Origin of the sequence: Campylobacter sp. BCW_6460 (assembly GCF_001762705.1) — a bacterium.
Lineage (GTDB): Bacteria > Campylobacterota > Campylobacteria > Campylobacterales > Campylobacteraceae > Campylobacter_D > Campylobacter_D jejuni.
In genome coordinates this window covers 55,331-80,727 of sequence record NZ_MJXI01000034.1, presented here as the reverse complement: position 1 = coordinate 80,727, position 25,397 = coordinate 55,331, and the positions used below count along the sequence as shown (strand labels likewise).

At 30.8% G+C, this 25,397-nt stretch carries 22 protein-coding genes and 1 pseudogene; 5 read left to right on the top strand and 18 right to left on the bottom strand.

The window, feature by feature from the left end; genetic code table 11:
* Positions 1–48: 48 nt before the first annotated feature.
* The 7 genes from AJ881_RS06895 to guaA all read right to left on the bottom strand — a co-directional run bounded on the left by AJ881_RS06895 (position 49) and on the right by guaA (position 9,816).
* Positions 49–531 carry a DNA-deoxyinosine glycosylase gene (locus AJ881_RS06895; RefSeq protein WP_070283095.1) on the bottom strand — a complete coding sequence of 161 codons (483 nt, stop codon included), beginning with the start codon at positions 529–531 and terminating at the stop codon, positions 49–51.
* On the bottom strand, positions 528–2,687 hold the full coding sequence (locus tag AJ881_RS06890; protein WP_070283127.1) for a polyribonucleotide nucleotidyltransferase: 2,160 nt from the start codon (positions 2,685–2,687) through the stop codon (positions 528–530). The genes AJ881_RS06895 and AJ881_RS06890 overlap by 4 nt, the downstream gene beginning before the upstream one ends.
* A gap of 69 nt (positions 2,688–2,756) precedes the next feature.
* Positions 2,757–4,805 (bottom strand): LPS-assembly protein LptD, encoded by a 2,049-nt coding sequence (locus tag AJ881_RS06885; protein ID WP_070283096.1) that lies wholly within the window; start codon positions 4,803–4,805, stop codon positions 2,757–2,759.
* Positions 4,795–5,247: an RDD family protein gene (locus tag AJ881_RS06880; RefSeq protein WP_002871012.1), complete on the bottom strand. Its 453-nt coding sequence runs from the start codon at positions 5,245–5,247 to the stop codon at positions 4,795–4,797. Before AJ881_RS06880 ends, AJ881_RS06885 begins: the two co-directional genes overlap by 11 nt.
* Positions 5,244–6,494 (bottom strand): phosphoribosylamine--glycine ligase, encoded by a 1,251-nt coding sequence (gene purD / locus AJ881_RS06875; protein ID WP_070283097.1) that lies wholly within the window; start codon positions 6,492–6,494, stop codon positions 5,244–5,246. The genes AJ881_RS06880 and purD overlap by 4 nt, the downstream gene beginning before the upstream one ends.
* A 239-nt stretch (positions 6,495–6,733) precedes the next feature.
* Positions 6,734–8,194: a hypothetical protein gene (locus AJ881_RS06870; protein ID WP_002871009.1), complete on the bottom strand. Its 1,461-nt coding sequence runs from the start codon at positions 8,192–8,194 to the stop codon at positions 6,734–6,736.
* Positions 8,195–8,280: 86 nt separating this feature from the next.
* A complete protein-coding gene (guaA, locus tag AJ881_RS06865) occupies positions 8,281–9,816 on the bottom strand; it encodes a glutamine-hydrolyzing GMP synthase (RefSeq protein ID WP_044779041.1) in 1,536 nt (511 codons plus the stop codon).
* 138 nt (positions 9,817–9,954) lie between these two features.
* Between guaA and AJ881_RS06860 the strand changes: the two genes are divergently transcribed.
* From AJ881_RS06860 to AJ881_RS06850, 3 genes are read left to right on the top strand one after another with little or no spacing between them, the layout of a single operon-like run.
* A complete protein-coding gene (locus tag AJ881_RS06860) occupies positions 9,955–10,449 on the top strand; it encodes a hypothetical protein (protein ID WP_070283098.1) in 495 nt (164 codons plus the stop codon).
* Positions 10,442–12,244, top strand: a complete 1,803-nt coding sequence (gene uvrC / locus AJ881_RS06855; RefSeq protein ID WP_070283099.1) for an excinuclease ABC subunit UvrC — start codon at positions 10,442–10,444, stop codon at positions 12,242–12,244. Before AJ881_RS06860 ends, uvrC begins: the two co-directional genes overlap by 8 nt.
* A gap of 1 nt (position 12,245) precedes the next feature.
* Positions 12,246–13,442 carry a hypothetical protein gene (locus AJ881_RS06850; protein ID WP_070283100.1) on the top strand — a complete coding sequence of 399 codons (1,197 nt, stop codon included), beginning with the start codon at positions 12,246–12,248 and terminating at the stop codon, positions 13,440–13,442.
* On the opposite strand, the gene AJ881_RS06845 is transcribed toward AJ881_RS06850, so the two are convergent.
* From AJ881_RS06845 to AJ881_RS06830, 4 genes are all read right to left on the bottom strand, one after another.
* Complete coding sequence (locus AJ881_RS06845; protein WP_070283101.1) at positions 13,439–14,341, bottom strand: radical SAM protein; 903 nt, start codon at positions 14,339–14,341, stop codon at positions 13,439–13,441. The genes AJ881_RS06850 and AJ881_RS06845 overlap by 4 nt on opposite strands.
* Positions 14,338–15,360: a uroporphyrinogen decarboxylase gene (hemE, locus tag AJ881_RS06840; protein WP_070283102.1), complete on the bottom strand. Its 1,023-nt coding sequence runs from the start codon at positions 15,358–15,360 to the stop codon at positions 14,338–14,340. Before hemE ends, AJ881_RS06845 begins: the two co-directional genes overlap by 4 nt.
* A gap of 183 nt (positions 15,361–15,543) precedes the next feature.
* Positions 15,544–15,864, bottom strand: a complete 321-nt coding sequence (gene ciaC, locus AJ881_RS06835) for an invasion antigen CiaC (RefSeq protein ID WP_002866237.1) — start codon at positions 15,862–15,864, stop codon at positions 15,544–15,546.
* Positions 15,865–15,919: 55 nt separating this feature from the next.
* A complete protein-coding gene (locus tag AJ881_RS06830; protein WP_002861936.1) occupies positions 15,920–17,119 on the bottom strand; it encodes an MFS transporter in 1,200 nt (399 codons plus the stop codon).
* 62 nt (positions 17,120–17,181) lie between these two features.
* Here AJ881_RS06830 and AJ881_RS06825 point away from each other — a divergent pair.
* Positions 17,182–17,759, top strand: a pseudogene (locus AJ881_RS06825) (hypothetical protein).
* Here the strand turns inward: AJ881_RS06825 and pdxA are convergent.
* Both pdxA and AJ881_RS06815 read right to left on the bottom strand, forming a co-directional pair.
* Positions 17,742–18,836: a 4-hydroxythreonine-4-phosphate dehydrogenase gene (pdxA, locus tag AJ881_RS06820; protein WP_070283103.1), complete on the bottom strand. Its 1,095-nt coding sequence runs from the start codon at positions 18,834–18,836 to the stop codon at positions 17,742–17,744. The pseudogene AJ881_RS06825 and the gene pdxA sit on opposite strands and share 18 nt — an antisense overlap.
* Positions 18,833–19,606, bottom strand: coding sequence for a pyridoxine 5'-phosphate synthase (locus AJ881_RS06815; RefSeq protein WP_044780105.1), 774 nt, complete (start codon positions 19,604–19,606; stop codon positions 18,833–18,835). The genes pdxA and AJ881_RS06815 overlap by 4 nt, the downstream gene beginning before the upstream one ends.
* A 55-nt stretch (positions 19,607–19,661) precedes the next feature.
* Here AJ881_RS06815 and AJ881_RS06810 point away from each other — a divergent pair, with 55 nt between their 5' ends.
* The gene (locus AJ881_RS06810; protein WP_070283104.1) at positions 19,662–20,636 is read left to right on the top strand and encodes an exopolyphosphatase; all 975 of its coding nucleotides are present in this window, start codon (positions 19,662–19,664) and stop codon (positions 20,634–20,636) included.
* Here AJ881_RS06810 and AJ881_RS06805 read toward each other — a convergent pair.
* The 5 genes from AJ881_RS06805 to AJ881_RS06785 are packed head-to-tail and all read right to left on the bottom strand — an operon-like array spanning position 20,633 to position 25,397.
* Positions 20,633–21,583 carry an SAM-dependent methyltransferase gene (locus AJ881_RS06805; RefSeq protein ID WP_070283105.1) on the bottom strand — a complete coding sequence of 317 codons (951 nt, stop codon included), beginning with the start codon at positions 21,581–21,583 and terminating at the stop codon, positions 20,633–20,635. The genes AJ881_RS06810 and AJ881_RS06805 overlap by 4 nt on opposite strands.
* Positions 21,580–22,401, bottom strand: coding sequence for a M23 family metallopeptidase (locus tag AJ881_RS06800; protein WP_070283106.1), 822 nt, complete (start codon positions 22,399–22,401; stop codon positions 21,580–21,582). The genes AJ881_RS06805 and AJ881_RS06800 overlap by 4 nt, the downstream gene beginning before the upstream one ends.
* Positions 22,398–24,392 carry a glycine--tRNA ligase subunit beta gene (glyS, locus tag AJ881_RS06795; RefSeq protein WP_070283107.1) on the bottom strand — a complete coding sequence of 665 codons (1,995 nt, stop codon included), beginning with the start codon at positions 24,390–24,392 and terminating at the stop codon, positions 22,398–22,400. Before glyS ends, AJ881_RS06800 begins: the two co-directional genes overlap by 4 nt.
* 55 nt (positions 24,393–24,447) lie before the next feature.
* Positions 24,448–25,068, bottom strand: coding sequence for an HAD family hydrolase (locus AJ881_RS06790; RefSeq protein ID WP_070283108.1), 621 nt, complete (start codon positions 25,066–25,068; stop codon positions 24,448–24,450).
* Entirely contained in the window at positions 25,065–25,397 is a 333-nt protein-coding gene (locus tag AJ881_RS06785; protein ID WP_044306143.1) for a hypothetical protein, read from the bottom strand. Before AJ881_RS06785 ends, AJ881_RS06790 begins: the two co-directional genes overlap by 4 nt.

The following is a 25,397-nucleotide window of genomic DNA, read 5'->3' as shown; positions in this document are numbered from 1 at the left end:
CTTAAATTTTTATAATTATTCTAAAATCTAAAAAATTAAAATATTCTTTTATTTTGTAAATTTTTTGATTATTTCATAGTTTTGTAAAAGCTGTTCAAAAGAAAAATTTAAATTTGCAGGAGAAGTTGAGGGTAGGGCTATGGCTTTTAAATGAGAGTGAAATTTAGTAAAAAATTTATAAGCACTTTGTCCGGTGGTAAAAATGGCTTGGATTTTGGCTTGAGAAAGGATCAGGTTTAAATCATTGGCTTTTGCATAGCTTATGGTTTTATCATCTGAATTTTTTATCTTGCAACTTTGAAGTACATCCCAAAGAGCGATATGTTTTTTTCTTAAAAAGGCTTGTTGTTCTGTGATATTTTCTAATTTTACATCAAAAAGTGTTTCTAGTATAGGCCAAAAACGATTTCTTGGGTGTTGATAATAAAAGCCGTCTTGTCTTGATTTGATAGAAGGAAAAGATCCTAAAATTAAGATTCTAGAATCCTTGTCAAAAAAAGGCTCAAAAGGGTGAGTTAGAAATTCACTCACTCGCACAAATCCACAGAAATTTTTCCATTTTTAATTTCGCTGATTTTAACTTTTAAGCTTTGGTTTTCGCTTAAATTAAGATGCTTGCTTTTTGAACTATGCAATAAACCATCAACACCATTTTTAAGTTCCACAAAGGCTCCAAAAGGAGCGATTTTTTTAATAATACCTTGAAATTCTTGCCCAAGTTCAAAGTCTGATATATCTTTGTCTTTAGAGCCTTTTTTAGTTCCTTTTTGAGAGCTTGTGATATTTATGATGTAGTCTTTTGCGGCTTTGATTTGCTCGTTTTGATTACCTGCTATTTTTACTTCACCTTTTTCGCGATCTAAGTCTATAGAAACGCCAAATTTTTCTATGATTTCTTTGATGGTTTTTCCAGCTTGCCCTATGATATCAACGATTTTTGAAGGATCAACGCTAAAAAGCTCAAGTTTAGGTAAAACTTCTTCATTGACTACGATTTCTTTGGCAGCTTCTTCCATGATATTTAGGATGTGAATTCTTCCTTCTTTGGCTTGGTATAAAGCTTGTTTTAGTGTTTCTTGATCGATTCCGCCTAGTTTTATATCCATTTGAAGAGCAGTAACGCCGTCTTTGCTTCCTGCTACTTTAAAGTCCATATCCCCATCATGATCTTCAAGCCCCATGATATCTGTTAAAACAGCAAATTTGCTATCTTCAAAGATAAGCCCCATGGCTACTCCTGCAACAAGTTTTAAGCTTGGCACTCCTGCTGCTTTTAGGGCTAAAGATCCGCCACAAACCGTTGCCATAGAACTTGAGCCATTGCTTTCTAAAATTTCACTGACTAAGCGGATTACATAAGGATAGTTTTCATCTATGCTTGGATAAAGTGCTCTTTTGGCTAAATTTCCATGTCCTAGCTCTCTTCTTCCTGGAGCTTTGATAGGACTTGCTTCGCCTACTGAAAAACCTGGAAAATTATAATTTACCATAAAGCGTTCGCTTATAGGATTTTTTTCTGTAAGCAAGTCTATCATTTGAGCATCGTTTTCTCCGCCTAAGGTTGCAACCACTAGAGCTTGAGTTTGTCCACGAGTGAAAAGACAAGAGCCATGAGCGTTTGGCAAGAGATTGGTTTCTATACTGATAGGACGAACCTCGTTTAAACTTCTACCATCAGCTCTTTTGCCTTCATTTAAAATTTGCTCACGAATAAGTTTGCGTTTGACTTTAGCTAAGGTATTTAATACACTTTCTTCACTCCAGTCTTTAGCGATTTCAAGATTTAAAATTTCTTTAGCGATTTTATTTAGTTCGCTTGCTCTTTCACTTTTTGCCATTTGGTTGATGGCTTCTTTGATTTGTTTTTGGAAATTATTTTCTATAAAAGCTAAAATTTCAGGATGTTCAATCTCATTTTTTAGTTCGATTTGAGAATTTTTTTTGTGTTTGCTAAAGGCTTCTTCATAAGCATTTGAACCATTTAATATAGCTTTTTGAGCTAAATTTAGAGCTTCTAAAATTTCATCTTCGCTAAGTTCATTCATATTTTGTGAAGTGGTTTGAGTTAAAACATCAGCATAAGGAGCTTCGATAAAAATTTCATTTTCTTTTTGATCAGGCAAGGCTCTCATTTCTATCATCAAAAGCTCATCTTTTACACCTGCTACATAGAGATCTAGAGTGCTATTTTGAAGCTCTTCATTGTTTGGATTGAGTATGAAATTTCCATCTATCTTTCCTATGCGAACACCACATACTGGAGCTTTCATAGGTATATCACTAAGATAAAGAGCTACGCTTGCGGCATTTAAGCTCATTACTTGCAAATCTACTTTAGGATCAGCTGAGAGAACCATCACAACGATTTGAGTTGGATAAGCATAGCCTTTTGGAAAAAGAGGGCGTAAGCTTCTATCGATAATACGTGCTGTTAAGGTTTCTGCATCACTTGGCTTGGTTTCTCTTTTGACATAACCACCAGGGATTTTTCCCGCGGCATAAGCTTTTTCGATGTATTGGACGGTTAGGGGTAAAAAATCTTCTTCAACTTGTTTTTCTTCTCTTGCAACTGTAGCTAGAACAACGCTTTTGCCTTGTCTCATTAAAACAGCACCAGCAGCTTGTTTGGCGACTTTATCTATATCAAATATTTCTGTATTCTTGTTAATTTCTATGCTGTATTGCATTATTTTTCCTTTTTTACCAGATAATAAATTCGTAAAATTTTTTAAAATATTTAGCAAATTTCATCCTTTTTAAATTTTGTTTTCACTTTCTGCTAAAGAGAAATCGTATTTTACTCCTCCTAAAGGATAGAAGTTGAAAATAAAATAAACTCCGCTTTGATTTTTAGCTGTGATACCACCACTTGTGAGTTGTGGATCGATTCTTTCTCTATACATTAAAGAATAGTTCCAACATTTTCTTTGGTAGGTATAGCCAAGTTCCCACATGTTTGCATGAGCTCTTTGAGTATCAAACCAAATTCCACCAAATAAATTGTAATTAGGTGTGGCAATATAATTTGCTCTTGTGCCAATAAAGCTATATTTTCCATACTCATTGTTTTGATAAGCATGAGAAAACATCCAATTAAATTTTGAATTTGTATTGACTTCTATTTGGCTGATGACATTGGTAAAGCGACTTTGCTCATAAGAGTAAAGCACTTCGCTGTTGAGATTGATGTTTTCATTAAAATAATAAGTTAAAAGATTTTCAAGTTCATAGAATTTATTTTGTTTATTGAGATAGTCAAGTGAAAATCTGTGTTTGAGTTTTTTTTGTCCTTCGTTGTTATAGAAATATTGCACAGCATAAAGACTTGTATGTTCGTTTTCTTTGTCGTATTCTTCAAGGTAATCTTGCGTGATTTTACCTGATTTTGCTCCTGGCAAAATGTAATTCACCCCTAAATTTAAAGTATGAAAGAAATTTTCATAAGCTTTTGAAAGATCGGTGTAGAGATTAAAATCATGAGTGTTTCTAAAATAATGCTCATGGTTTCTTTCGGGATCGTTGCTATAATTTACAAAAGAAGCATAAAATCTTTCTGTGAAAGTAAAGTGTAAAAAGTCTCCAAAAAAAGCATTGTGATACGAGATAGGCAAGTCTAAATTTAACTCATTTGCATAAGAACCAGCAGGTCGGTAAAAATTATGAAATGAAGTATCAAATGAATAACGCAAGCGTTCATCAAAAAGGTTATTTAAAAATCTATGATATTGAAAGCTTGGATATTCTTGTAAGGTTGTATTATTGCTAAGTTTAGATGTGTCGATATAATATTTTGCATAAGCTCCGTAAAAATTGTTTTCATCAGCTAAAAAATAATTGATTTTGGAGGTTGCAAGCGAGTTAAGATCTCGATAATCCCTACTTCCTAAATTTAAATAATCCACATCGTTGAGATAGGTTGCATCTATCCATAGGCCTTCTTGAAAATTATCACTGAGTAAAGATTTGATTAAATCATCTCTTGAGTATTTTAGTTCTATTCCATAGTGGGTTTGGTTTTTCAAATTTTCATCGTGAAAATAGGAGCTATTTTCTCTAAAAGCACCAAAATTTAATTCTCCTGTTGAATATGGAGAATCAAGAAATCTTAAAGTAGAATAAAGTCCAAAACCACGGTTTGTTCGAATTTGTGGATCAAGTTCTAAATCCCAATTTTCTTGAGTGGCAATATAAATAGGTTGTTCATAGTATAAGCCTTCGCTACTTTTTAAAACGATTTTTGGGATTAAAAGTCCGCTTTGTCTATGAGTATCAGCACTAAATCCAAAATAAGGTAGATAAAAAACCGGGGTATTTTTAACATATAATCTTGCATTGTAAAGATGAACAAAATTGGTTTCCCGGTTAAGCCAGCCTTTTGAAAAACGAATTTCCCAATCAGGATCTTCAACATTGCAGCTTGAAACTGCTGAAATTTTACTTTCAAAGACTTTATCATTTAGATGGCTTGTTTTGCTTTGAAACCATACTTCAAGATTATTATTAGAAAAGAAAAAATTACTAAAATCGGCTTGATTGGAATTTAGGTTGATTTTAGCATAATCAGAATGTGATCTTTCGTTTTGTCCCCTTAGGATGTTAACATCGCCAAAAAGCTCAACATCTCCGGTTTTTTCATTGTAAATTGCTTTATTGGCAGTGATGAAATAAAAATCAGAAAAAATAATAACATCATTGTTTGCAGTAAGAATATCACCTTCTTTTTTTGCATCAAGAGCGTAAATATCAACTTGTGCTGCACTTAAAGCTATGCTAGTTCCTAGCAATAGGGAAAATTTACGCCACATCGACTACTATTGTCCTTGCTAGATAATCCTCCCAAGCTTTGCGTAAATCATTACTTAAAGCCCAAGCAAATCCAAGCATAAATGCCATAGCACTAACCTGTCTTATGGCAGATCTGATGCAACTTTGGATGAGATTGGGTTTGTCAAGAAGATTTTCATCCAAGATGATAATTTTGCATAATATTTTTCCCAAACTCGCCCCATAAAGATAAGTAAAAATTGCTTGATAACTAAAATGAAGTAAGATGAAGCCAAGATAAAAATTTCCTATAATTTGAGTTGTTTCAAATAAATCTTTTGCTTGGATTAGGCGATCATAAAAAATGATAAACACAATCAAAGAAATAATCATATCATCGATTAAAAAAGCTAAAACTCTTTTTCCAAAACTTGCTATTTTTAGATTTTCACGCTCTAAGCGGTCTTGTAAGTTTTCTTTCATTTAAGAACCTGATGAGCGATGTCTTTTCTGTATTGCTTTCCTTTGAAATTTACATTATCACAAAGTTTATAAGCATTTTTTTGCGCTTCTTCTATACTTTTTCCTGTGCCAACGCAAACCAAAATTCTTCCACCATCAGCCATTAATTTGCCATCTTCTAGGCTTACTCCAGCATAAGAGATATGAGAGTTTTCAGGAATGTTATTTACAGTAATTTCACTTTTTGGTGAACTTTTGTAAGGATAGTTTTCACTCGCGCATACAACCCCTACTGCAAATTCTTTTTTGATTTTGATTTTTGCGTGTCTTAAGCGTCTTTGAGTAGCAGCTAAAATAAGTTCCAAAGGATTTTCGATTAAAGGCATTAAAACTTCACATTCAGGATCTCCAAAGCGAACATTAAATTCTAATACATAAGGTTTATTTCCAACGATCATAGCGCCTATAAATAAAACACCACAAAATTCCGCTCCTTCTTTTTTCATGCCTGCTAAAGTCGGTAAAATAATATCTTTTTGAACTTTTCTAAGCAAGCTTTCGTTCGCCAAAGAGCTAGGAGCGTAAGCACCCATTCCGCCAGTATTTGGCCCTTGATCATTATCGAGTAATTTTTTATGATCTTGTGCTACAGGAAGTAAAACAAAATCATTGCCATCACATACTGCAAAAATGCTTAATTCATAACCATCTAAAAATTCTTCAATTACAACGAGTTTTCCAGCATCTCCAAAGCTTTCTCCGCTCAGCATTTTAGCTGTTTCTTCTATGGCTTCTTCATGAGTCTTAGCTATGATAACACCTTTTCCTGCGCAAAGTCCATCGGCTTTTACTACTATAGGAGGGGTTAAACTATGTATAAAATTTTTTGCTTTTTCAATATCATTTGTGTTTAAAAATTTAGCTGTTTTGATACGGTATTTTTTAAGAAAGCTTTTCATAAAAGATTTTGAGGTTTCAAGCATTGCAGCAGCTTTACTTGGCCCAAAAATAGCAAGTCCTTGTTGTTTAAAAATATCTACAACACCTTCAGCTAAAAAACTTTCACTTCCTACTATACAAAGATCAAAACCTTTTTCTTTTGCATAGGTTGCTAAAACTACTGGATCTTTTAGGTTTAAATTTGTTCCAAGACTTTCGGTAGCGCCATTTCCAGGAGCAAAATAAAACTCTAAATTTTTGTCTACTCTTCTTAAGGCTAAAGCAATAGAATATTCTCTTGCACCACTACCCAAAATCATTATTTTCATTTATATCTCCTTTTAAACCCAAACAGCCGTTTAACAAAGATTGACCCCAAAAAGTCAAAGAAAACCGCTAGGTAATTTTTAAAGGCTGCAACTTCTCGCTTTTTTCAAAGCTCAAACGATGCCACAGAACACGGTAAATCACACAATCGCAGTTAATAAAAATGTGTTGGATCACTTTAAATACCACAAACTGTTTAGGCAAGGAAATTATAACTTAATTTAGCTTAAATTTCTATGTCTTAAATCAGTTTAAATTTGGTTTTTCCTGATTTGTCAAAATGCTTTCCTTGTAAAATAATATCGGCAACATTTTCCCAAACATGTTTTTCATCAATATAGACTATATCAAAGGTGTTATCACGCATTAAAGACTGATAATTCACTTTTTTAGGTGCGTATTTTACTAAATAATATGGATTTTGTGAAAAGTTTTCAATTTTTAATTTGCATAATAAATCTAAATCCGATGTGACAACTAAAAATTTTTTTCTTTGTTCTTTTGTAATTTTTTGAATATACACTAAAAGTTTTTGATCAAAAGGATTTAGAGCGGATTTATTTAAGCGACTTAAGTAATGTTCTGCAAAAGAAAGAGAACAGAAAGAATTTTCTATATTGCTCATAGTAAAATAAGAATTTTTAACCCCTGATGATTTTAAAGATAAATGCCAAATTTTAACATCCATTATGGTTGCACATAGATTTAAACCTGTGACAATTTTTTTAAAGAGCTTTTCTCGTGAAAGCTTAAAAGCATTTTCGAAAATATTGTAATTTTTCTTATAAAAATCCTCCCTTATAGCATCAAGTCTTTTTAGTGTTGTTCTGTAGTATTCTGCTTCTTTTTGTAGCTTAGCCAATCTTTCTTGCCGTGCTTTAAGTTTTTCAGGGTCTGCATTGGCCGCATTACTTTTAAGATTTATTTCAGATTGTAAAGTTTTCATTTGTGCTTCAAGTGAGGCTAGACGATTTTTTCTTGTATCTATGGTGGCTACTAAAGCTTGGTAATGACACTGCAAAGATAAAAAAGTTTCGTTAAAAATTTTAGTGATATTTGGTTTTTGATCAGCTATCATTTGCTTATATGAATTCTCTAAATGCATCATGATGCTTTTTAATGCGCTAAATTGGGTTTGGTCTATGCTATTATCCATAAAAATTAAAGTATCATAAGCTTTAAATAAAAATCTTTTAAGTATAAGATAATCAAGTATGCAAGGAATTTCCTTTTCATCTTGTAGATTGGCTTGAAGCGTTTCTACGGATAAAATTTCATGGGCAAAATATTTTTGTATAGCTTGAGGTATAGTAAAAGAAAGAGGAATTTTTTCTATACTGTCAAAGTCTGTTGTTCTATAGAGTTCTGTTATATAAGCACTTCTTCTTGAGTTTTGCAAGTCTTCTAATTCATCATCATTATCAGTTTTCCAAAAATCATGCTCAGTGATAAAATCCCCTTCTTTAAATTCTTGAAATTTTGAAGGTTTTATACCCGTTATGGTTTTGCTTGTTTGAACGGGCTTGCCGTCTTCTGCTTTTTTTTCGCTAGAAAGAGTTCTAAATTCCACAAGCATACCAACACTTGGCATGCTTTTTTTATCATTCCAAATTTGGCGATTGAAGTCAAAAAAGGTATTTGCTGAGTTTGTAACGGTTCCACGTCCTGTAGAATCCATATAAATAGCTATTTTTCCATGCATATTTCTTCCTTGAAATTTCTTAAATAAATTCTAGCCTTATTTTTATAAAAATTTTATAATAAAAATAAGAGCTAGAAAAAAATGGATCATTCCCATTCTATGGTTGCAGGTGGTTTGCTTGAGATATCATAAACAACGCGGTTTATACCTTCTACTTCATTGATGATACGGCGACTTATGTTTTCTAAAACTTCGTAAGGTAAATGCGAGAAAGTAGCTGTCATACCATCACTTGCATCTACAACGCGTATACAAACTGCATTATCATAAGTGCGGTTATCCCCCATAACCCCAACGCTTTTAACATTTAAAAGTACGCAAAATGCTTGCCAAGTTTTATCATACCAGCCGGTGCTTTTAAGTTCTTCAAGTAAAATTACATCAGTCTTGCGCAATAGTTCTAAGCTAGGGCGATTTACTTCTCCCATAATGCGTATAGCAAGCCCTGGTCCAGGGAAAGGATGGCGATAAACTACTTCTTTGCTAAGTCCAAGCTCAAGTCCTAGGGCACGCACTTCATCTTTAAAAATTTCTTTTAAAGGCTCTATGAGTTTAAGATTCATTTTTTCAGGCAAGCCCCCTACATTATGATGGCTTTTAATGGTTTTGCTTGCACCTACAACAGAACTTTCTATGATATCAGTATAAAGTGTTCCTTGAGCGAGATATTTTACATCTTTATGTTTTTTTGCTTCTTCTTCAAAAACTTCTATAAAGGTATTTCCTATGATTTTTCTTTTTTGCTCAGGATCTCTAACATTAGCCAAGCGACTTAAGAAAATTTCACTTGCATCAATGCTGATAAGATCGATACCTAAGGTATTTTTAAACATAAATTCAACTTGTTCTTTTTCTCCGCTCCTTAAAAGTCCATTGTCTACAAAAACTACTATAACTTGCTCTTTTATAGCACTGGCTAAAAGTGCAGCAACTACACTACTATCTACTCCGCCACTTACAGCACAAAGCACTTTATCACTGCCTACTTCTTCACGGATTTTTTCTGCTTGAGTTTTTGCAAAAGAACCCATATTCCAAACACTTTCACAATTACAAGCGTATTTAGCAAAATTTTTTAAGATATTTTTGCCAAATTCACTGTGTTGCACTTCTGGGTGAAATTGTAAGGCAAAAAATTTCTTATCTTCATTTCCAAAAACACAAAAAGGGCTATTTTCACTTGTGGCTAAAACTTCAAAACCTTGAGGTAAATTTTCTACTTTATCAGAATGACTCATCCAAACAGTTTGCTTTTTTGGAAGATTTTTAAATAAAGCGCTATCTTTTTTAACTTCTATGTTTGCTTTACCGTATTCTTTATGTCCTGCAGGTGCAACTGTAGCTTTGTAATGATGCGCCATAAGCTGCATACCATAACAAATTCCAAGAATAGGTAAACCTAAATCAAATATGCCTTTATCGCAAAAATACGCATCAGTTGCATATACGCTTGCTGGACCTCCGCTTAAAATAATACCTTTTGGTTCTTTTGCTTTAATATCGGCTAAGCTTACATTAAAAGGTAAAATTTCTGCATAAACTCCTTGTTCCCTTAAGCGTCTTGCTATAAGCTGAGTGTATTGAGAGCCAAAGTCTAAAACTAAAATATCTGCTTTTTTCATTATTTACCACCTATGTAATTGTTCGTATTTTTTAATGGTTTTTACCGAGCCATTTTGTTCATAGCTTGTGTATTGAGGGTTGCCTTTATATCCGCAAGCACAGAAGAAAATTAAGAAAAGAAATGCTAAAATCATCTTATGAGAAAAAGAAATAATATTAAGATGACTAAAAATGCTAGTGCTGTTATTAATGAATTGATGGATAAACCTCATTATAAGCCTTTAAAAACCTTATTTTTTTGCAAAGATTTTTTAAGTTCTTTTCCGCTTGCTAAGCAACGTTTGATTGCTAAAATTTATGTAAAAAATCATATTTTAAATATAATAACCTTACATCCAGCAGCTTATCAAGAATTAAATCATGATGATAGCAAAATTTATATTAAATTTCTCATAAAAGCATATGGAGAAAAATATCCTTTAAGTGGATTTGTTGATATAAAAGATATAAAAATCTTTTCCCAAAAATACACTTATGCAGTAAATAAAAACAAAAATGATGAAAAACTCTCTAAAAATTCTTATTTGGAGCTTTCTAAGGGTGAATTTAAAAATTGCTTTAAAGATGAAAAATTATTTAAGAAATTTGAAGATTTAAGAGAACTTATAAAAAAAGGTTCTAATCTTGACTAAAGAGAATTTAGAAAATGAGCTAAAAACTCTTCCCAATAGTGCTGGAGTTTATCAATACTTCAATCAAGAAGGAAAACTTTTATATGTAGGTAAGGCTAAAAATCTTAAAAATCGTATCAAATCTTATTTTGCTTTTACTCCAAATTTACATGCAAATCCAAGAAATTCTTTAAGAATTCAAAAAATGATTGAAGAAACAGTGCATTTGGAATTTATCACTACTAATTCAGAGGCTGATGCTTTGATTTTAGAAAATTCTTTTATCAAACAACTGCATCCAAAATATAATATTTTACTAAGAGATGATAAAACTTATCCTTATATTTATGTGAATTTTGAAGAAGAATTTCCACGCTTTGAGATTACTAGAAAATTGGTAAAAAAAAGCAAAATCAAATATTTTGGCCCTTTTTTTAAAGGCGCTAGAGAGCTTTTAGATGCGCTTTATTTATACTATCCTTTAAAGCAAAAAGCAAGTTGTAAATCCCCTTGTATTTTTTATCAAATTTCTCGTTGTCTCGCGCCTTGCGATAAACGCATCAGCAGGGAAAAATACCTTGAAATTTTAGATGAGGCTATGCACGCACTTTTAAATCCTAGTATTTTAATAAAAAATTTAGAAAAACAAATGCTTGTTTTAGCGCAAAATGAAAATTACGAAGAAGCAGCTAAAGTAAGGGATCAGATTACAACGATTAAAGATTTGGAAGTTAAGGTTGAAATAGATATTGCAAAATTAGAAGATTTTGAAGTATTTGCTTTAGCTTTTAAAAATTCTATGCTTTCAACCTTGCGTTTTGTGGTGCAAAATGGAAAAATTATCAGTGCAAATTCTAAGATTACTCCTATAAAAAATGATATACAATGGGATAAAAATGAAATTTATAAGCAATTGATTTTAGAAAATTTTAGCATGGATATTCCTTTGCTTACAAATGTTATTTATGTTTATGAAGAATTTGAAGATAGAGTGCTTTTAGAAGAAATTTTAAGCCAAAGGTTTGATAAAAAAATCAGTATTAAAATCCCTAAAATAGGAGAAAAAAGAAGAATTTGTGATTTGGCTTTTCAAAATGCCCTTTTAAATATAGAAAAAGAGCAAAAAAATCATGATTTTACTATGCAAAAAGAATTAAAGTCTTATTTTGAACTTGAAAATTTACCAAATGATATAGAAATTTTTGATAATTCTCATTTACAAGGTGTGGCAAATGTTGGAGCTATGGTAACTTATAGAATAAATTCTTGGGATAAGTCAAAATATCGAAAATTTCATTTAAAACATAAAAATGACTACGAACAAATGCGTGAAGTCTTAACGCGTAGGGCTTTGGACTTTGATAAAATACCCCCTCCTGATTTATGGCTTATAGATGGAGGAAAGGCTTTGCTTGATTTGGCTAAAGAAATCATTGTAAGTAGCGGAGCTAATGTCGATATTTTAGCTATTTCAAAAGAAAAAATCGATGCAAAAGCACATAGGGCTAAAGGAGGTGCTAAGGATAAAATTCATTCCTTAAAAAGAGAATTTAGCTTAAGTATTAACGATAAAAAACTACAATTCTTACAGAAATTAAGAGATGAAGCACACCGTTTTGCTATCAGCTTTCATCAAAATACTAAGAAAAAACAGGACTTGAAAAGTTCCAATCTTGTAAATTTAGGACTTAGTTCAGGGGTTATACAAAAACTTTTAGCGTATTATGGAAATTTTGAATCTATATATAAGGCTGATTTTAAAGATCTTGCAATGCTTGTGGGCAAGAAAGCGGCGCAAAAGATAAAGGAAAATTGATTTGATATTAGCGGGGATAATTTTTATTTTTAATCTAATTTTAGCGTATTTAAGTATTGATATCTTAAAGCTTGATAGTGTTACTGAACAACTGAAAATAGGTATGTTTTCTAGCATTTTTGTTTTATCTTTAACACTTTTTATTTTTGCTTTTAGACAAAATAGAAATATAAACAAAATATATCAAAAAATTTTTTGTATGCAAAATGATTTTTTAAATTTTCAAAAAAAGATTGATGTTGATAGTGCACTTGATTTGTTAAAGGAAAAATTTGAAACTACGGGACAAAATTTAACTAAAATATCCCATGAAAAAGACAGATATTTGCATTTATTAGAAGAAAATTTGTATCAGCTTGGAAATATATCCAATGCAATGCGTTGCTTAAATGAAGGATATAATAAAGAAATTAATTCTTTGATTTTAAATGCCTTAAATTCTCAAAAAGATCAAATTAGATTAGAATTAAATGAGGCTTTAGAGCATCATAAAAGCATTATAGGGACATCTCATGGAAAGGTTTTGCAGTTTGAAGCAAGTGTGGCTATAGTTAATAATGATGAGCTTGAAAATTTTTTACTTGCAAATTTACTTTCGTATTTTGGTATAGAAAGTACTTGTTTTAAAAATTTAAGTTTTGATGTTAATGACTTTCATTTGATTTTTATCAAGGATAAAATTTTAAATGAAAATGTAAAGAAAAACTATGATTTTATAGTGATAGGTCGGCATAAAAATATACATTATGAGTATTTTTTAACTTTACCTTTTGAAAAAAAAGATCTTGAAAATATTTTGCAAAATAAGCTTGATAAGGTTTGCACTTTAAAATTTAAAACCCCTTATCAAAATAATGTATTGCTTTTTAAACAAAGTGATTTTGATGCAACCTTATTTTTTAATATAATAGAAAAACAATGCGATAAAAATATATGTATAAATTCTTTTAGTCAATTAAAACAAGAATTAAGCAAGGAGACTTATCGTTTGATTTTGCTTGATTATGAATTAATTAAATTTGATCTTGAGCAAATGAGAAATTTGCTAAGTGCTTATAAAAAACAGCATCCACAAAGCCATATCATATTTTTTTCAAAGGAAAAAGTTAGGGATTTTGATTGTGTGAGTGAAGTTTTAAGTGATGTAAGTAGAAATGATCTTATAACTTTACTTAGGAAGTATTTGCCAAAGGCCTAAACTTTATAAAATTTAACTCCAGCTAAATCGAGAATTTTTACCTTTTTTTCTTTGATAAGTTGATTTAAGAGAGTTTTAGATTGTTCATCAAATTTCGCTTCTATGTCTATTTCGCTTTGTGAGCGTAAATGAAGCATTTTTAATAATTCTTCTTTATTGAAGCTTAGTTTTTCACCTTCATAGTGCCTTTTGGCTAAGAGTACGGGAGTAGAATCTATAAGTTTAGAAAGTTTTAAAAGTTTTTCTTCGCTTACTTTTTTAACAGCATAAGCAGGAGGTCTATCTATGGTGCTTAGATCAACTCTTAAAGGCATGATTTTTTTTAAAGCTTGATTGAGCGCTTTAAATTCTTCTTCGTTGTCATTAAGATCTTTAACAACTAGAATTTCCATAATCAAATCTCCATTAAACCTAGCTCTAAAATCTGCCATTTTTTCTATCATTTTTTCTAAGTCAATGTTTTTTAAAGCTCTATCAATACGATAAAAAGTTTTAGCAACTGCACTATCTAGGCTAAATTTGACCACATCTAGTTTTAGCAAAGCATTAAATTTGTCTTCATCTAATACAGCTGTACCATTGCTTAAAATAAGCAACTTTTTATCTTTAGCAATGCTGCGTAAAGATAAAATAAGCTCATTTAAATAAGGATAAAGACTAGGCTCTCCGTTGGCAGTAAGGGTAAGAAAATCAAATTCAACATTTTTTTCAAGCATGGCTTTAACTTCGGAGATAATTTTGTCTATGCTGATAATTTCATCCTGTTTTTCTTGGGCTTTTTTTGGATCAAGCTCGCAATAAACACAATCAAAATTGCATTGTTTTTTGTTAGGGCTTAAATCTATACCCAAAGATCTTCCAAAACGCCTTGAGCTAACAGGACCAAAGAGTATTTTCATTTAGCTGAACTTTCTTGTACAAGCTTGATAAAATATTTTGCATTTTCAACAGGAATATCAGGTAAGATCCCATGTCCTAAGTTGAAAATATGAGCTTTATTTTGCATGGTTTTTAGTATTTTTTCCACTCCTTCTTTGATGGCATTTTTATCATAAAGTCTGCAAGGCTCCATGTTGCCTTGAAGAGTGTATTTGTGTGATAGTTTATCACGTGCTAAATCAAGCGGAGTGCTCCAATCAACCCCAAAAACATCAAAATTACCATCGATTCTATCCAAATAACCGCTAATGCCTTTAGGGAATAAAATTACAGGTATATTTGAGTATTTGCTTTTAATAAAATTTGAAATTTCAAGCATATAATTAAAAGAGAATTCAAAAAACTTATCGTATTCTAAAGCACTTGCCCAGCTATCAAAAATTTGTACAGCATTGGCACCTGCTTTAATTTGCTCTTCTAAATAAAGTTTTAAAACTTGAGTTAGTTTGTTTAGAATTTTATGTAAAAGTTCTGGGTTTTGATAGAGCATTTTTTTACACTTTGCATAATTTTTACTTCCGCCTCCTTCTATCATATAGGTAGCTATAGTCCAAGGGCTTCCGCAAAATCCTATTAAAGCCTTGTTTTGAGATAATTTTTCTCTAGTAAGCTTTAAGGCATCATAGACATAATTTAATTTTTTATGCGCATTTTGATCGTCAAGTTTTTCTAAGTCTTCTAGGGTTGAAATAGGATTATCAAAAATAGGCCCTTCTCCTTTTTCAAAGCGTAAATTCATGCCCATTTCGAGAGGAACAACTAAGATATCTGAAAAAATGATTGCTGCATCTACATCTAAAATATCAATAGGCTGTAAAGAAACTTCAGAAGCTTTTTTATAGTCTTTACACAAAGAGAGAAAATCGCCCGCTTGTTTTCTTACTTCCATATATTCTGGCAAATATCTTCCTGCTTGACGCATCATCCAAATAGGGGTATAGGGTGTAGGTTTTTTAAAGCAAGCATCAATAAAAATCATTATTTTCCTTTGTTTTTGGCAAAATTATAACAGAAATTGATAAATTAAATTGGTCAATTTTTCTATATTTGCTTCATATAAAGGAAATAATAAATTTTTTCATTTTATCTGGAGTTATTAGAAAATTTACGAGAATTATTGGAATTCTCGTTTATGTAATTTGAGTTTTGATTGATTTGTATATTAAGCCTTTGTATTGTTTGTGGCATTTCCTGCGTCAATTGTAGCAAAAAGCTTATTTAGCAAAGTCTCCTCATTTTTTTTGTATTGATCTTCTCTCATTTTTTGCCAAGCATAAGATCTAAAATCTTCTCTAACAGCACCAAGATCAATGTCTTCGTTGGTAAATTTGCTTGAACTTGTTTTTTCTTCTTCCTTTTCTTCTTTGTTTTTTACTTCATTTAATGTGGCTTGAAATTCATCTGCTGAAGTATTTTTCTCTTTAACCTTTGTTGTGGTGCTAAAAATAGCATTTGATGTTTTTTGAGTATTATCTACTACCATTTTCTCCTCCTTTATTTAACTTTACATTAAACAAACAAGCAATTTCTATTCCAATTTATATCTTTTTTAAACTTTTTCTTTGAAATTTTTTATAATTTAATTTATCTTTGGCAAAAAGTAAGGCAAAAATCAAAGCAGGGCTTACAAAAAGTGCCGAAAATAAAGCATTAAATTCTATGCCCAATCCTGCTAAAACAATCCCACCTAAAAAACTTGCTAAAGCTATGCCTACATTAAAAGCTGCTTCATTTACACTTACTGTGCTGTCTATGACTTTATAAGTATGGCGTTTAGCTTTAGCAATGCTAAGCATTTTTAGCGCAGGTATAGTGGAAAAGGCAAAAAATCCTATCAAAGCTACGCTAAAAATGATTAAAATTTTAGAATGCATGGTGAGAAATACGCTTAAAAATACTAGAACTTGTATGCTTAAAATAAGACGCAGGGAAAAAATAGCACCTTTTTTATCTACTATTTTTCCGCCCCATAAATTCCCACAAATTGCACAAATTCCATATAAAAGTAAGATATAAGCTGTATCTTGGACTTTAAAACTGCTTATTTCTACGAGTAATTTTTGCAAATAAGTATAAAGAACAAATTGAGCCCCACAGCTACAAATGGTTATAGTATAAGTTTTTAACAAATTTTGATGCGAAAAAGCAGGGATTAGATTTTTAAGACTTGTTGGACTAGGATGTAAATTTTTGGGCATCATATGCCATACTCCAAAAAATGCTAGGCTTGTAATGATAAAAATAAGTAAAAAGATAAATTTAAAGCCAAAATAATGCCCTATGAAAGTTCCAAGTGGCACTCCAGTAACCAAGGCTACAGTAAGTCCTGTGACCATTATAGCTAGAGCGCTTGATTTTTTATCATCTGGGGTTATAGCGCTTACAGCTAAGGTAGCAATGACAAAAAATACTCCATGTTGTGTTCCTGCTACAAAACGCGCAAACGCTGTAAGATAGAAATTTTGGCTAAAAAAGATAATGAAATTTGCTAAAGCAAAAATTCCAAGATTGATTAAAAGTTGTGTATGTCTGTGAAAACGACTTAAAGGTATAGTAATAAGAGGAGCACCTATAACAACACCTATAGCATATAAGGTTGTAAGATAGCCCGCAGTTTTTGCATCTACGCTAAAATACGCTTCAACATCAACCAAAACTCCTGCCATAACAAATTCGGTTACACCCATACAAAAAGCACTAAGAGCTAGTGCAAAAAGAGCTTTTTTGTAATTTTGCATTTTAATTTCCTTATAAAAATAAAAACGCATTATAATAAAATAAAAATTTTTAAATGTAAATAATGAAAAAAATTATTTTATTGCTTGGTTTAAGTTTGATGAGTTTAGGGGCTTTGAGTTTTGATGAGCTTATTTATAAAGATGAAGTAAAACCTAGTTTTGATTGCTCTAAAATCAAAGATGATGGCAAAAGTGATGATGAGCTTATGATATGAAATTGGTATATGTAATGAATTTGAGAATAACAAACTTGCTTTAGCAGATAATTCTATAGCAGTTTATATCAAAATATTTCAAAAAAGCAGATAAAAAGATGAAAAAATATTTTAAAGCCATTTCAAAAAAGATGGTCAAAGAAAGAAAAATTTGTATAAAAAATATGCAAAATACAAAAGCAGGGGAAAATCCTATTTTACCTTTACTCAATGCAAGTGATTGCATGCAAGAAGCTTATGCAAAGAGCAAATAAAGATACAAAGATCAAAGAATTTTTAAGCAAATTTTTAAAAATAAAGTTGATAAATATGAAAATTTACTCGCTCAAAGTTTAAATACCAATAAAGATTTGCAAGATTTTATAGACAGCTTAGCTAAAGAAGATTTGATTGATTCTAGGGCTAAATTAAGCCTTAGGATTTAAATTAATTGCGAATTTAGCCGCTTCAAAATAACTTTTAGTGTTGATTTTAGCATTTTTATAGGCCTTATCAAAGGCCGTACCATGATCAACGCTGACGCGTATGATAGGTAAATTTAAACTCACATTGATGCTTTTATCAAAATACAAGGCCTTTAAAGGAGCAAGGGCAAGATCGTGATACATAGCTACCAAGCGATTGCAGTTTTTTAAACCAGCCTTAGTAAAAGCCGTATCAGCTACTAAAGGATAGGGTAGATAAACACCCTTGTCTTTAAAACTTAAAAGCAATTCTTTTTGTAAATTTTCATCTTTTAAAGCTTTTTTGAAAAATTTTTCATCTTTTTTAGAGCGTAAAAAGGCATTAACAAAAGTTATAGATTTTTCCATGATTTTTTCTTCTTCTCCGCCTATGACTCCATAATCTCCAGCGTGAGGATTAAAACCTAAAAGCCCTATTTTTTTAAAATGCGTTTCTTTGTAAAAATCTTTTAAAAAGATGCTTAAATTTTTAAAAGTGATTTTTTTACTCACCTTAGCTAAAGGTACATGTTCGCTAAAAAGTCCTACAAACAGCTCTTTACAACCTAGCATCATAATGGCATTTTTTTTAAAAAAATCCCTTAAAGCATCGGTATGTCCTTTGTATTTAAGTCCTGCGTCTTCCCAAGCTTTTTTGTGTATAGGTAGAGTAAGCAAGGCATGGGCGTGTTTTTCATAGACAAAATAACTTGCCGCCTTAAAGCTTAAAAAACCATAAAGTCCACTTTTTGCATCTATTTCTCCGGCTTGGATTTCAAAATTTTCATCCACTTTAAAGCCTAAAGGAAGGCAAAAAGAGTAAATTTCAAGAGAATTTTGCTTTTTAAGAAATTTAAACTCATAGTCTTTTTTATCTTTAAAAGCTACGATTTTTACATTAAAAGGTTTTAAATTTAAAAGTTTTAAAGCTTTATTAAGCAAGCTTTCGTGGATAAAATAAAAAGGTGTGCAGATTTTGCTTAGTTCTTCATGAGAACGCACTAAAATTTCAAGTCCTATGCCGTTTATATCGCCTATGCTAATGGCTAGTTTTTTCATCTTTTAATAAGTTCTTTCATTTCTAAAATAGCGTTTTGAAGTCCTGTAAATACAGATCTTGCTACAATGCTTTGTCCTATATTTAGCTCACAAATTTCTTTAATTTTTGTTATAGGTTTTACATTTTTGTAATTTAAACCATGTCCTGCGGCTACTTTTAAACCAAATTCTGTGCCTTTTTTAGCACAGAGTGTTAAATTTTGCAATTCTTTTTCAAATTGAGCTTGCAGGGTTTTTTTATCTTGATTGAGTTCTTTTAAGGCAAAAGCAGTATGAGAGATATTGCTAAAAAGTGCGTTGTGTAAATTCGCATAATGTCCTGTATGAAGTTCTATGAATTGGGCTTTTAAAATTTTTGATTTTTCTATATCTTCTAAACTAGGATTGATAAAAAGTGAAACTTCAATGTTTGCACTTTGAAGTTTTTCTATGCTTTGTTTTAATTTAGCATGATTTAAACAAAGTCCCCCTTCTGTAGTAAGCTCTTCTCTTTTTTCAGGTACTAAAGTAACGCGGTGGGGTTTGAGTTTAAGAGCTAAATTTAAAATTTCATCATTTAAAGCACATTCTAAATTGATAGGGCTTTTGCAAAATTTTATGATATTTTCCAAGTCAAAATCCTGAGCATGACGGCGATCTTCTCTTACATGCAAAGTGATTTGATCTCCGTGTTTAGCTGCTATAAAAGCAGCCTCTAAAAGATCAGGATCATTTACCATTCTAGCTTGTCTTAACACTGCGATATGATCGATATTTACACCTAAAAGCATATTTTTCCTTTAGAACTTTTTTGCTATTATACTATAAAATCAAACAAGGAAAGTCATGTTAGGTATAGATCTTGGTTCGAATACTTTAAGAGCAGTGCAAATGGATGAAAAATTAAATAAATTAAAAGAATATGAATTTGTTATTGGGGCAGCGAAAAATCTAAATCAAAGTGGAGAAATTTCTAAAGAAGCCATACAAAGATTAAAAAATGCTTTGAGTATTTTAGCTAAAGAACAAGATTTAAGCAAAGCAAGAGCTGTGGCGACTGCAGCTTTTAGGAAAGCAAGCAATACAAATGAAATTTTTGCCCATTTAAAAGAAGAATTTGGGATTGATTTTAAGCTTATAGATGCTAAAAGTGAAGCTAAGATCAGTGTTTTAGGCATGCAATCAGGTTTAAGAAGGCTTAAAATTTGGGGAGAGTTTGCGTATTGTGATTTAGGAGGGGCTTCTTGTGAGCTTTCTTTTAGAAAAAGTTTTAAAAGTTTTGATTTTGGTATTATTAGTTTTTATGAAAAAAATTGCCATTCTTATTATAAATCTTGTATTTCTTATAAAAAATTGATAAAAAAATATCCTAAATTTATCATCAATATTAAAGATAAAAAACTTAAAATTCATTTTTTAATTGCAAATCCCTATTTAAAGCATTTAGCTTTTATGGCTTTTGATGAGGTGGCTATGATTAAAAAGGAGCTTCGTTCTTTAGGGGCTAAAGCGGTGGTTTTAAATTCCGGAGTTCCTACTACGCTTAGCGCATTAAAACAAAATATAAGCTATGAAAAGTATGAAACAACTAGAGTAAATGGTAAAAAACTTTGCCATAAGGATTTTTTAAATTATGCTATTAAACTTTTTCATATGGAAGAAAAAAAGGCTATAAAAGAAGTAGGCATGATGAGAAAAAATTATTTGAGTGCAGGTTGTTTGCTGTTTTATGCTTTGTTTGATAAACATAAACTTCTAGTCATTGATGAGGGTTTAAGGGAGGGAGTTTGTTTAGCAAGTATGAAAAATATAAAATTTTAGTTTTTTTGAAATTCGAAAAAATGAAATTTTTCATCAAAATTAAAAAATAAAATTTTAGCTTGAGATAAAAAACTTTCGTAAGTTTTAATGTTTTTATTTTTTGTGTATTCTAATAAATCTTCAAAACCAAAATCCATTAAAGCAAGACTTTGTTTTTTAAAAGCTAAAGGTTTAAAATCATATTCTTTGATGAGTTTTTGAAGATGAGCAAAATTGACATTATAGGTTAGATCGCTTTTGCCAAAAAAATCTTTCAAAGGTGCTTCAAAGGGGTTAAAAACTTCGTGCTTTTGATAAATTCTTAAACTAAAATTTTGCACATTAAAAGTTCCATAGTCAAATCCTGCAAATATAAACCTCTCGCAAGCTTGATCCAAATCTTTAAAAAAATTTTCAAGTTCTAAGCTGAGTTCGCCTTTTGTAAGATTTAAAGTTTTGCATTTTGTGATTAAATTTTCATCCATATTTTTAAAAATAAGTTTAAAATTTTCTACAAATGCCATTTTATCATGATCTATAAGTTCACAAGTAAAACTATCAAAAAGTTCATTGCAAAAGAAAAAAGCGTTCTTAAAATGGCATTCTTTAAGGCTATTTTTGTGAGTAAATTCCACTCCTTCTAAGGTCTTTTTCTGTAAATTTTTTAATTTTTCATGCGGTTCTATGATGAAAAAAGAAATTTGAGAAAAAATTTCAGGTCTTAATTCAAGCAAAGCGGCTAAAAAATCACGACTTAAATAGCCTTCATTAGCGCCTATTTCTACAAGTTCTAAAGGGGGTTGTAAAATTTTTTTATCTATTAAATTTAAAAAATGCTTGGCTAAAAGTGTGCCAAAAAGATTTCCTACGCTCACAGCAGTAAAAAAATCTCCGTTTTTTCCTATACTTACAGCATTTTTATAATAGCTCTTATGGAGCCAAGCATGGAAAAAGTCACTAAATTTCATTGAAAAATAGCATTAAATTTGGAGACAAAATCCAAAGGATCGACTTGTTTGCCTCCAGCTAAAATTCCAAAATGCAAATGCGGTCCACTTACCCTACCTGTAGCCCCGCTAAGTCCTATAAGCTCACCTTTTTTTATCTTTTGTCCTACTTTAACATCGATTTTAGAAAGATGATAGTATTGTGAATAAATTCCAAAACCATGATCAATGACTACTGAATTTCCTGCAAAATAACGATCTTTTGCAATTTTTACTATGCCTGAATTGGCTGCATAAATAGGTGTTCCTGTGGCAGCTCTAAAGTCTGTTCCACTGTGATAACTTGCTACTTTTTCATTAAAAGTTCTTGCTTTGCCAAAATCACTTGTGATAAAAGATTTTAAAGGTATATTAAAAGCACCGTTAAATAAAGCTTTTGGAGTATAAGAGCTATAAATCGCATTGGCTTCTTTTAATTCTTTAGCGATGCGTTCTTGTACGGTTTTTGGCGGAAAAATCTTTTTGTTTTCAACTTGCAATTTTTCACTTTTATAATTACCTTCTAAAGTTTTTATGAAAATTTCTTCTTTTTTATTTTTATAAAATGCGATAAGTTTTGTATTTTTCGGGGGATTTTTGTAAGGTAAGGAAAAAATAGCTAGAATTTTTTCTTGATTTTTAGGATGTGCAAAGGTGAGAATATTTTTATCATTATTTTTTAAAGATAAAAAATCTTTCTTATTTAGCTCCAAAAATAAAGCTTGACCTTTGATGAGTTCTAAATTTTGAGCTCCAAAAAGCCAAAGAGTAAGGCTTAAAAAAAGCCATAAGGCTTTCATAGGCTTAACTCTTTAAGATCGGCGATTTTTAAAAACTCCGCATAAATTTCATAAACCAAAGCTTGGCGATTATTTTTAAGTTTTTCATCTTCAGCATTAATCATTACTTGATTAAAAAACTCGTCGATAAAAGGCTTGAGTGCAAAAAGATTTTCAAGTTTTTCTTGTAAAGAGTTGGCTTTAGTTTTTTCTTGAAAAGCTTTGTAAAGTTTGCTTTCTGCTTCTTGAGTAAAAAGACTTTCATCAACTTTATGAGGATTTTTAGTGGCGATATTGGCTAGTCTTTTAAAGGTTGCAAAATTTTCATTAAAATTATCTTTTTTGCTAAGTTTTATAAGAGCATTTACGCTTTGATTGATATGAATAAGATCTGTATTTTGTGAGCTTAAAACCGCTTTTACAAAAGAAGCATTGACCGTATAAAAAGTATAAAGTCTTTCAAAAATAAAATCTTTTAAAATTTGCATATCAAAGCTTTTATAATGACTTGAAAGTTTTTCTAATAAAATTTGGATATCAAATTCTTTATTTAAATTTAGAGCGATTTTAATGATCCCATTGACTGCTCTTCTTAAGGCATAAGGATCCTTTGTTCCGCTTGGAATTTTTCCTATACTAAAAAGTCCTATAAGGGTATCAAGCTTGTTTGCAAGGGCTACTATGCTTGAAAATTCTGTGCTTGGAAGTGGAGCTTGTTCAGAATTAGGAAGATATTGTTCTTTGATGGCTAAGCAAATTTCATAATCTAAGCCCATTTTTTGCGCATAATAACTCCCCATAATGCCTTGCAAATCAGTAAATTCATAAACCATTTGTGTGGCTAAGTCTGCTTTGGCGTATTTTAGTGCTGTGCTGATATTTTCGATTTTATCATTATGAAGCATTTGACATAAAATTTCAGCAATTTTAATCTCTCTTAAACTTTTATCTTGCATTGTGCCTAAACCTTCAAGATAAGTCATTTTGGCAAGTTTTTCAGGTTGCAAACCATTTTGTAAATCATTTTGATAAAAAAACATTGCATCGCTAAGTCTTGCACGCAAAACTCTTTCATTTCCATATATGATTTTTGAATAATCCTTACATACTGCATTGCTTACTACTATAAAATGATTACTTAAGCCTTTGTCGTTAAAAACCGCAAAATAGCGTTGATTTTCTCTCATTGAAGTGATGATGACTTCGCTAGGAATTTCTAAAAATTCTTCTTCAAAGCTTCCTAAAAGTGCATTAGGATATTCTGTGATAGCAACTACTTCGGCTAAAAGCTCCTCATCTTCTCCAATTTGTATATTTTTTTGACTTTCTATGAGTTTAAATTGTTCAAGTATTTTTTCTTTTCTTTTGATTGGATCAAGGATGATATAGTTTTTTTCTAGTAGTTCAAAATATTCTTTTGCATTGTTAAAATCTTTCAAATCATAACTTACACTTCTGTGAATGAAAGTTTTTTTAGCACTTTTTACCCCATAACTTTGAAAATCAACAAGTTCATCATTTAAAATGCAAGCTATAGAACGGATCGCACGAATGAATTCAAAAGAATTTGCACCCCAACGCATACTTTTGCCAAAACTAAGACTTTTTAGAAATTTTTCTACCATTTCTCCTAAAATTTCTTGACTTTGTAAACCTTTGATAGCTTTTTGATGATATAAAACTTCCTTACCTTTGATTTCTTTAAAAGCGAGTTCATTTTCACTTATCCCTGCTTTTTGCAGGAAGCTTTGTCCCGCAGGAGTTAAAACTCCATCTTTATAAGCAACATTTTTAGGTGCTCCTATAAATTCAGCAAAACTATCTTCTTGTTTGTCTGCAAAATTTTCATGAAAAAAAACTAAACGACGCGGAGTATAATAAAATTTAAAATCACTTACCAAGCGATATTCTTCTAAAACATTTTTCCATTTTTTTTCTATATTAGCTAATTCTTTTAACAAGGGAATAGCAGGTAATTCTTCTGTGCCAATTTCTATTAATAATTCACTCATAATTTACTCTTTTTAAAATTTGTTTCTAATTTTAACTAAAATTTCATTAAAAAACTTATAAATACTTTTGCAAAAAGCCTTTAAGTTCACTAGCGTTGCTAAATTCATTTTCTTTTAAATCTTTTTGATACCATTTGGCATGAAAATAAGGCAAATTGGCATTTTTAGCACATTCTTTATCTTTTTGACTATCCCCTATAAAAACGCTTGTTTTATATGGAGCTTCGCTTTTTAAAAGCTCTAGCATCATAGGATGAGGTTTGGGTTCTATGCCTAAACTTATACCTAAAATTTTATCAAAATAAGGAATGATATCGTGTTTTTTAAGTATGCTTGAAAGTGAGCTTTGAGGGGCGTTAGTGGCAATAGCTAAAAAACAATTTTTGCTTTTTAAAAATTCTAAAAGTTCCTTCACTCCTTCAAAAAGCACCACGCTTTGTTCATAGTGTTTGACAAAATATTTTTCATAGCCTTCTTTAAAACTAGAATGATGGAAATTTTCTATATTATAAAGTTCTTTTGCCCAGTCAATATTGGGAGTATTGATGGTTTGCATAATGATTTCTCTTGAAAGTGGGGCTAGGTTTAAATCCTGCCTTATTTCATTAACTGCACAAGAAATGGCATTTGCACTATCGATTAAAGTTCCATCCATATCAAAAAATATATTAATCATTCATAATCCTTTAAATAATTTTTATGTTTTTCTTTTTTCTCACCTTGTTTTTTTTGCTTATCTAAAGCATTGGCAAGATTTAAAAGTTCGCTTTTTTCTTTGGAAAAATCTAAACAGGAATTGACAAAAAATTCAAGATTTTTTGCGTAGGTTGAGTTAAGATTTACCGCGGGATTTTTTTCAAAAAATTTAGCATTTTTTAACATTCTTTCTTCAAATTTAGTTTTATCAAAATCTTCTTTTTTAAGTGCAGATATAGCGCCATTGAAAAATTTTTCAAGATTTCTTAGGTATTTTACGCGTAAGGCTTTTTCTTCGTTTTTTGTCAA

Excerpts from the sequence above, each read along its gene's own strand:
- AJ881_RS06815 (WP_044780105.1), bottom strand. The coding sequence starts at position 19,606 with ATGCTTTTAGGTGTAAATATCGATCATATCGCAGTGTTAAGACAAGCT.
- guaA (WP_044779041.1), bottom strand. The coding sequence starts at position 9,816 with ATGAAAAAAGCAGATATTTTAGTTTTAGACTTTGGCTCTCAATACACT.
- AJ881_RS06800 (WP_070283106.1), bottom strand. The coding sequence starts at position 22,401 with ATGAAAGCCTTATGGCTTTTTTTAAGCCTTACTCTTTGGCTTTTTGGA.
- AJ881_RS06805 (WP_070283105.1), bottom strand. The coding sequence starts at position 21,583 with ATGAAATTTAGTGACTTTTTCCATGCTTGGCTCCATAAGAGCTATTAT.
- AJ881_RS06880 (WP_002871012.1), bottom strand. The coding sequence starts at position 5,247 with ATGAAAGAAAACTTACAAGACCGCTTAGAGCGTGAAAATCTAAAAATA.
- pdxA (WP_070283103.1), bottom strand. The coding sequence starts at position 18,836 with ATGAAAAAACTAGCCATTAGCATAGGCGATATAAACGGCATAGGACTT.
- AJ881_RS06870 (WP_002871009.1), bottom strand. The coding sequence starts at position 8,194 with ATGCATGGAAAAATAGCTATTTATATGGATTCTACAGGACGTGGAACC.
- AJ881_RS06885 (WP_070283096.1), bottom strand. The coding sequence starts at position 4,805 with ATGTGGCGTAAATTTTCCCTATTGCTAGGAACTAGCATAGCTTTAAGT.
- purD (WP_070283097.1), bottom strand. The coding sequence starts at position 6,494 with ATGAAAATAATGATTTTGGGTAGTGGTGCAAGAGAATATTCTATTGCT.
- ciaC (WP_002866237.1), bottom strand. The coding sequence starts at position 15,864 with ATGGTAGTAGATAATACTCAAAAAACATCAAATGCTATTTTTAGCACC.
- AJ881_RS06790 (WP_070283108.1), bottom strand. The coding sequence starts at position 25,068 with ATGATTAATATATTTTTTGATATGGATGGAACTTTAATCGATAGTGCA.
- AJ881_RS06890 (WP_070283127.1), bottom strand. The coding sequence starts at position 2,687 with ATGCAATACAGCATAGAAATTAACAAGAATACAGAAATATTTGATATA.
- AJ881_RS06830 (WP_002861936.1), bottom strand. The coding sequence starts at position 17,119 with ATGCAAAATTACAAAAAAGCTCTTTTTGCACTAGCTCTTAGTGCTTTT.
- AJ881_RS06810 (WP_070283104.1), top strand. The coding sequence starts at position 19,662 with ATGTTAGGTATAGATCTTGGTTCGAATACTTTAAGAGCAGTGCAAATG.
- AJ881_RS06845 (WP_070283101.1), bottom strand. The coding sequence starts at position 14,341 with ATGAAAATACTCTTTGGTCCTGTTAGCTCAAGGCGTTTTGGAAGATCT.
- glyS (WP_070283107.1), bottom strand. The coding sequence starts at position 24,392 with ATGAGTGAATTATTAATAGAAATTGGCACAGAAGAATTACCTGCTATT.
- AJ881_RS06860 (WP_070283098.1), top strand. The coding sequence starts at position 9,955 with ATGAGAAAAAGAAATAATATTAAGATGACTAAAAATGCTAGTGCTGTT.
- hemE (WP_070283102.1), bottom strand. The coding sequence starts at position 15,360 with ATGATTTTTATTGATGCTTGCTTTAAAAAACCTACACCCTATACCCCT.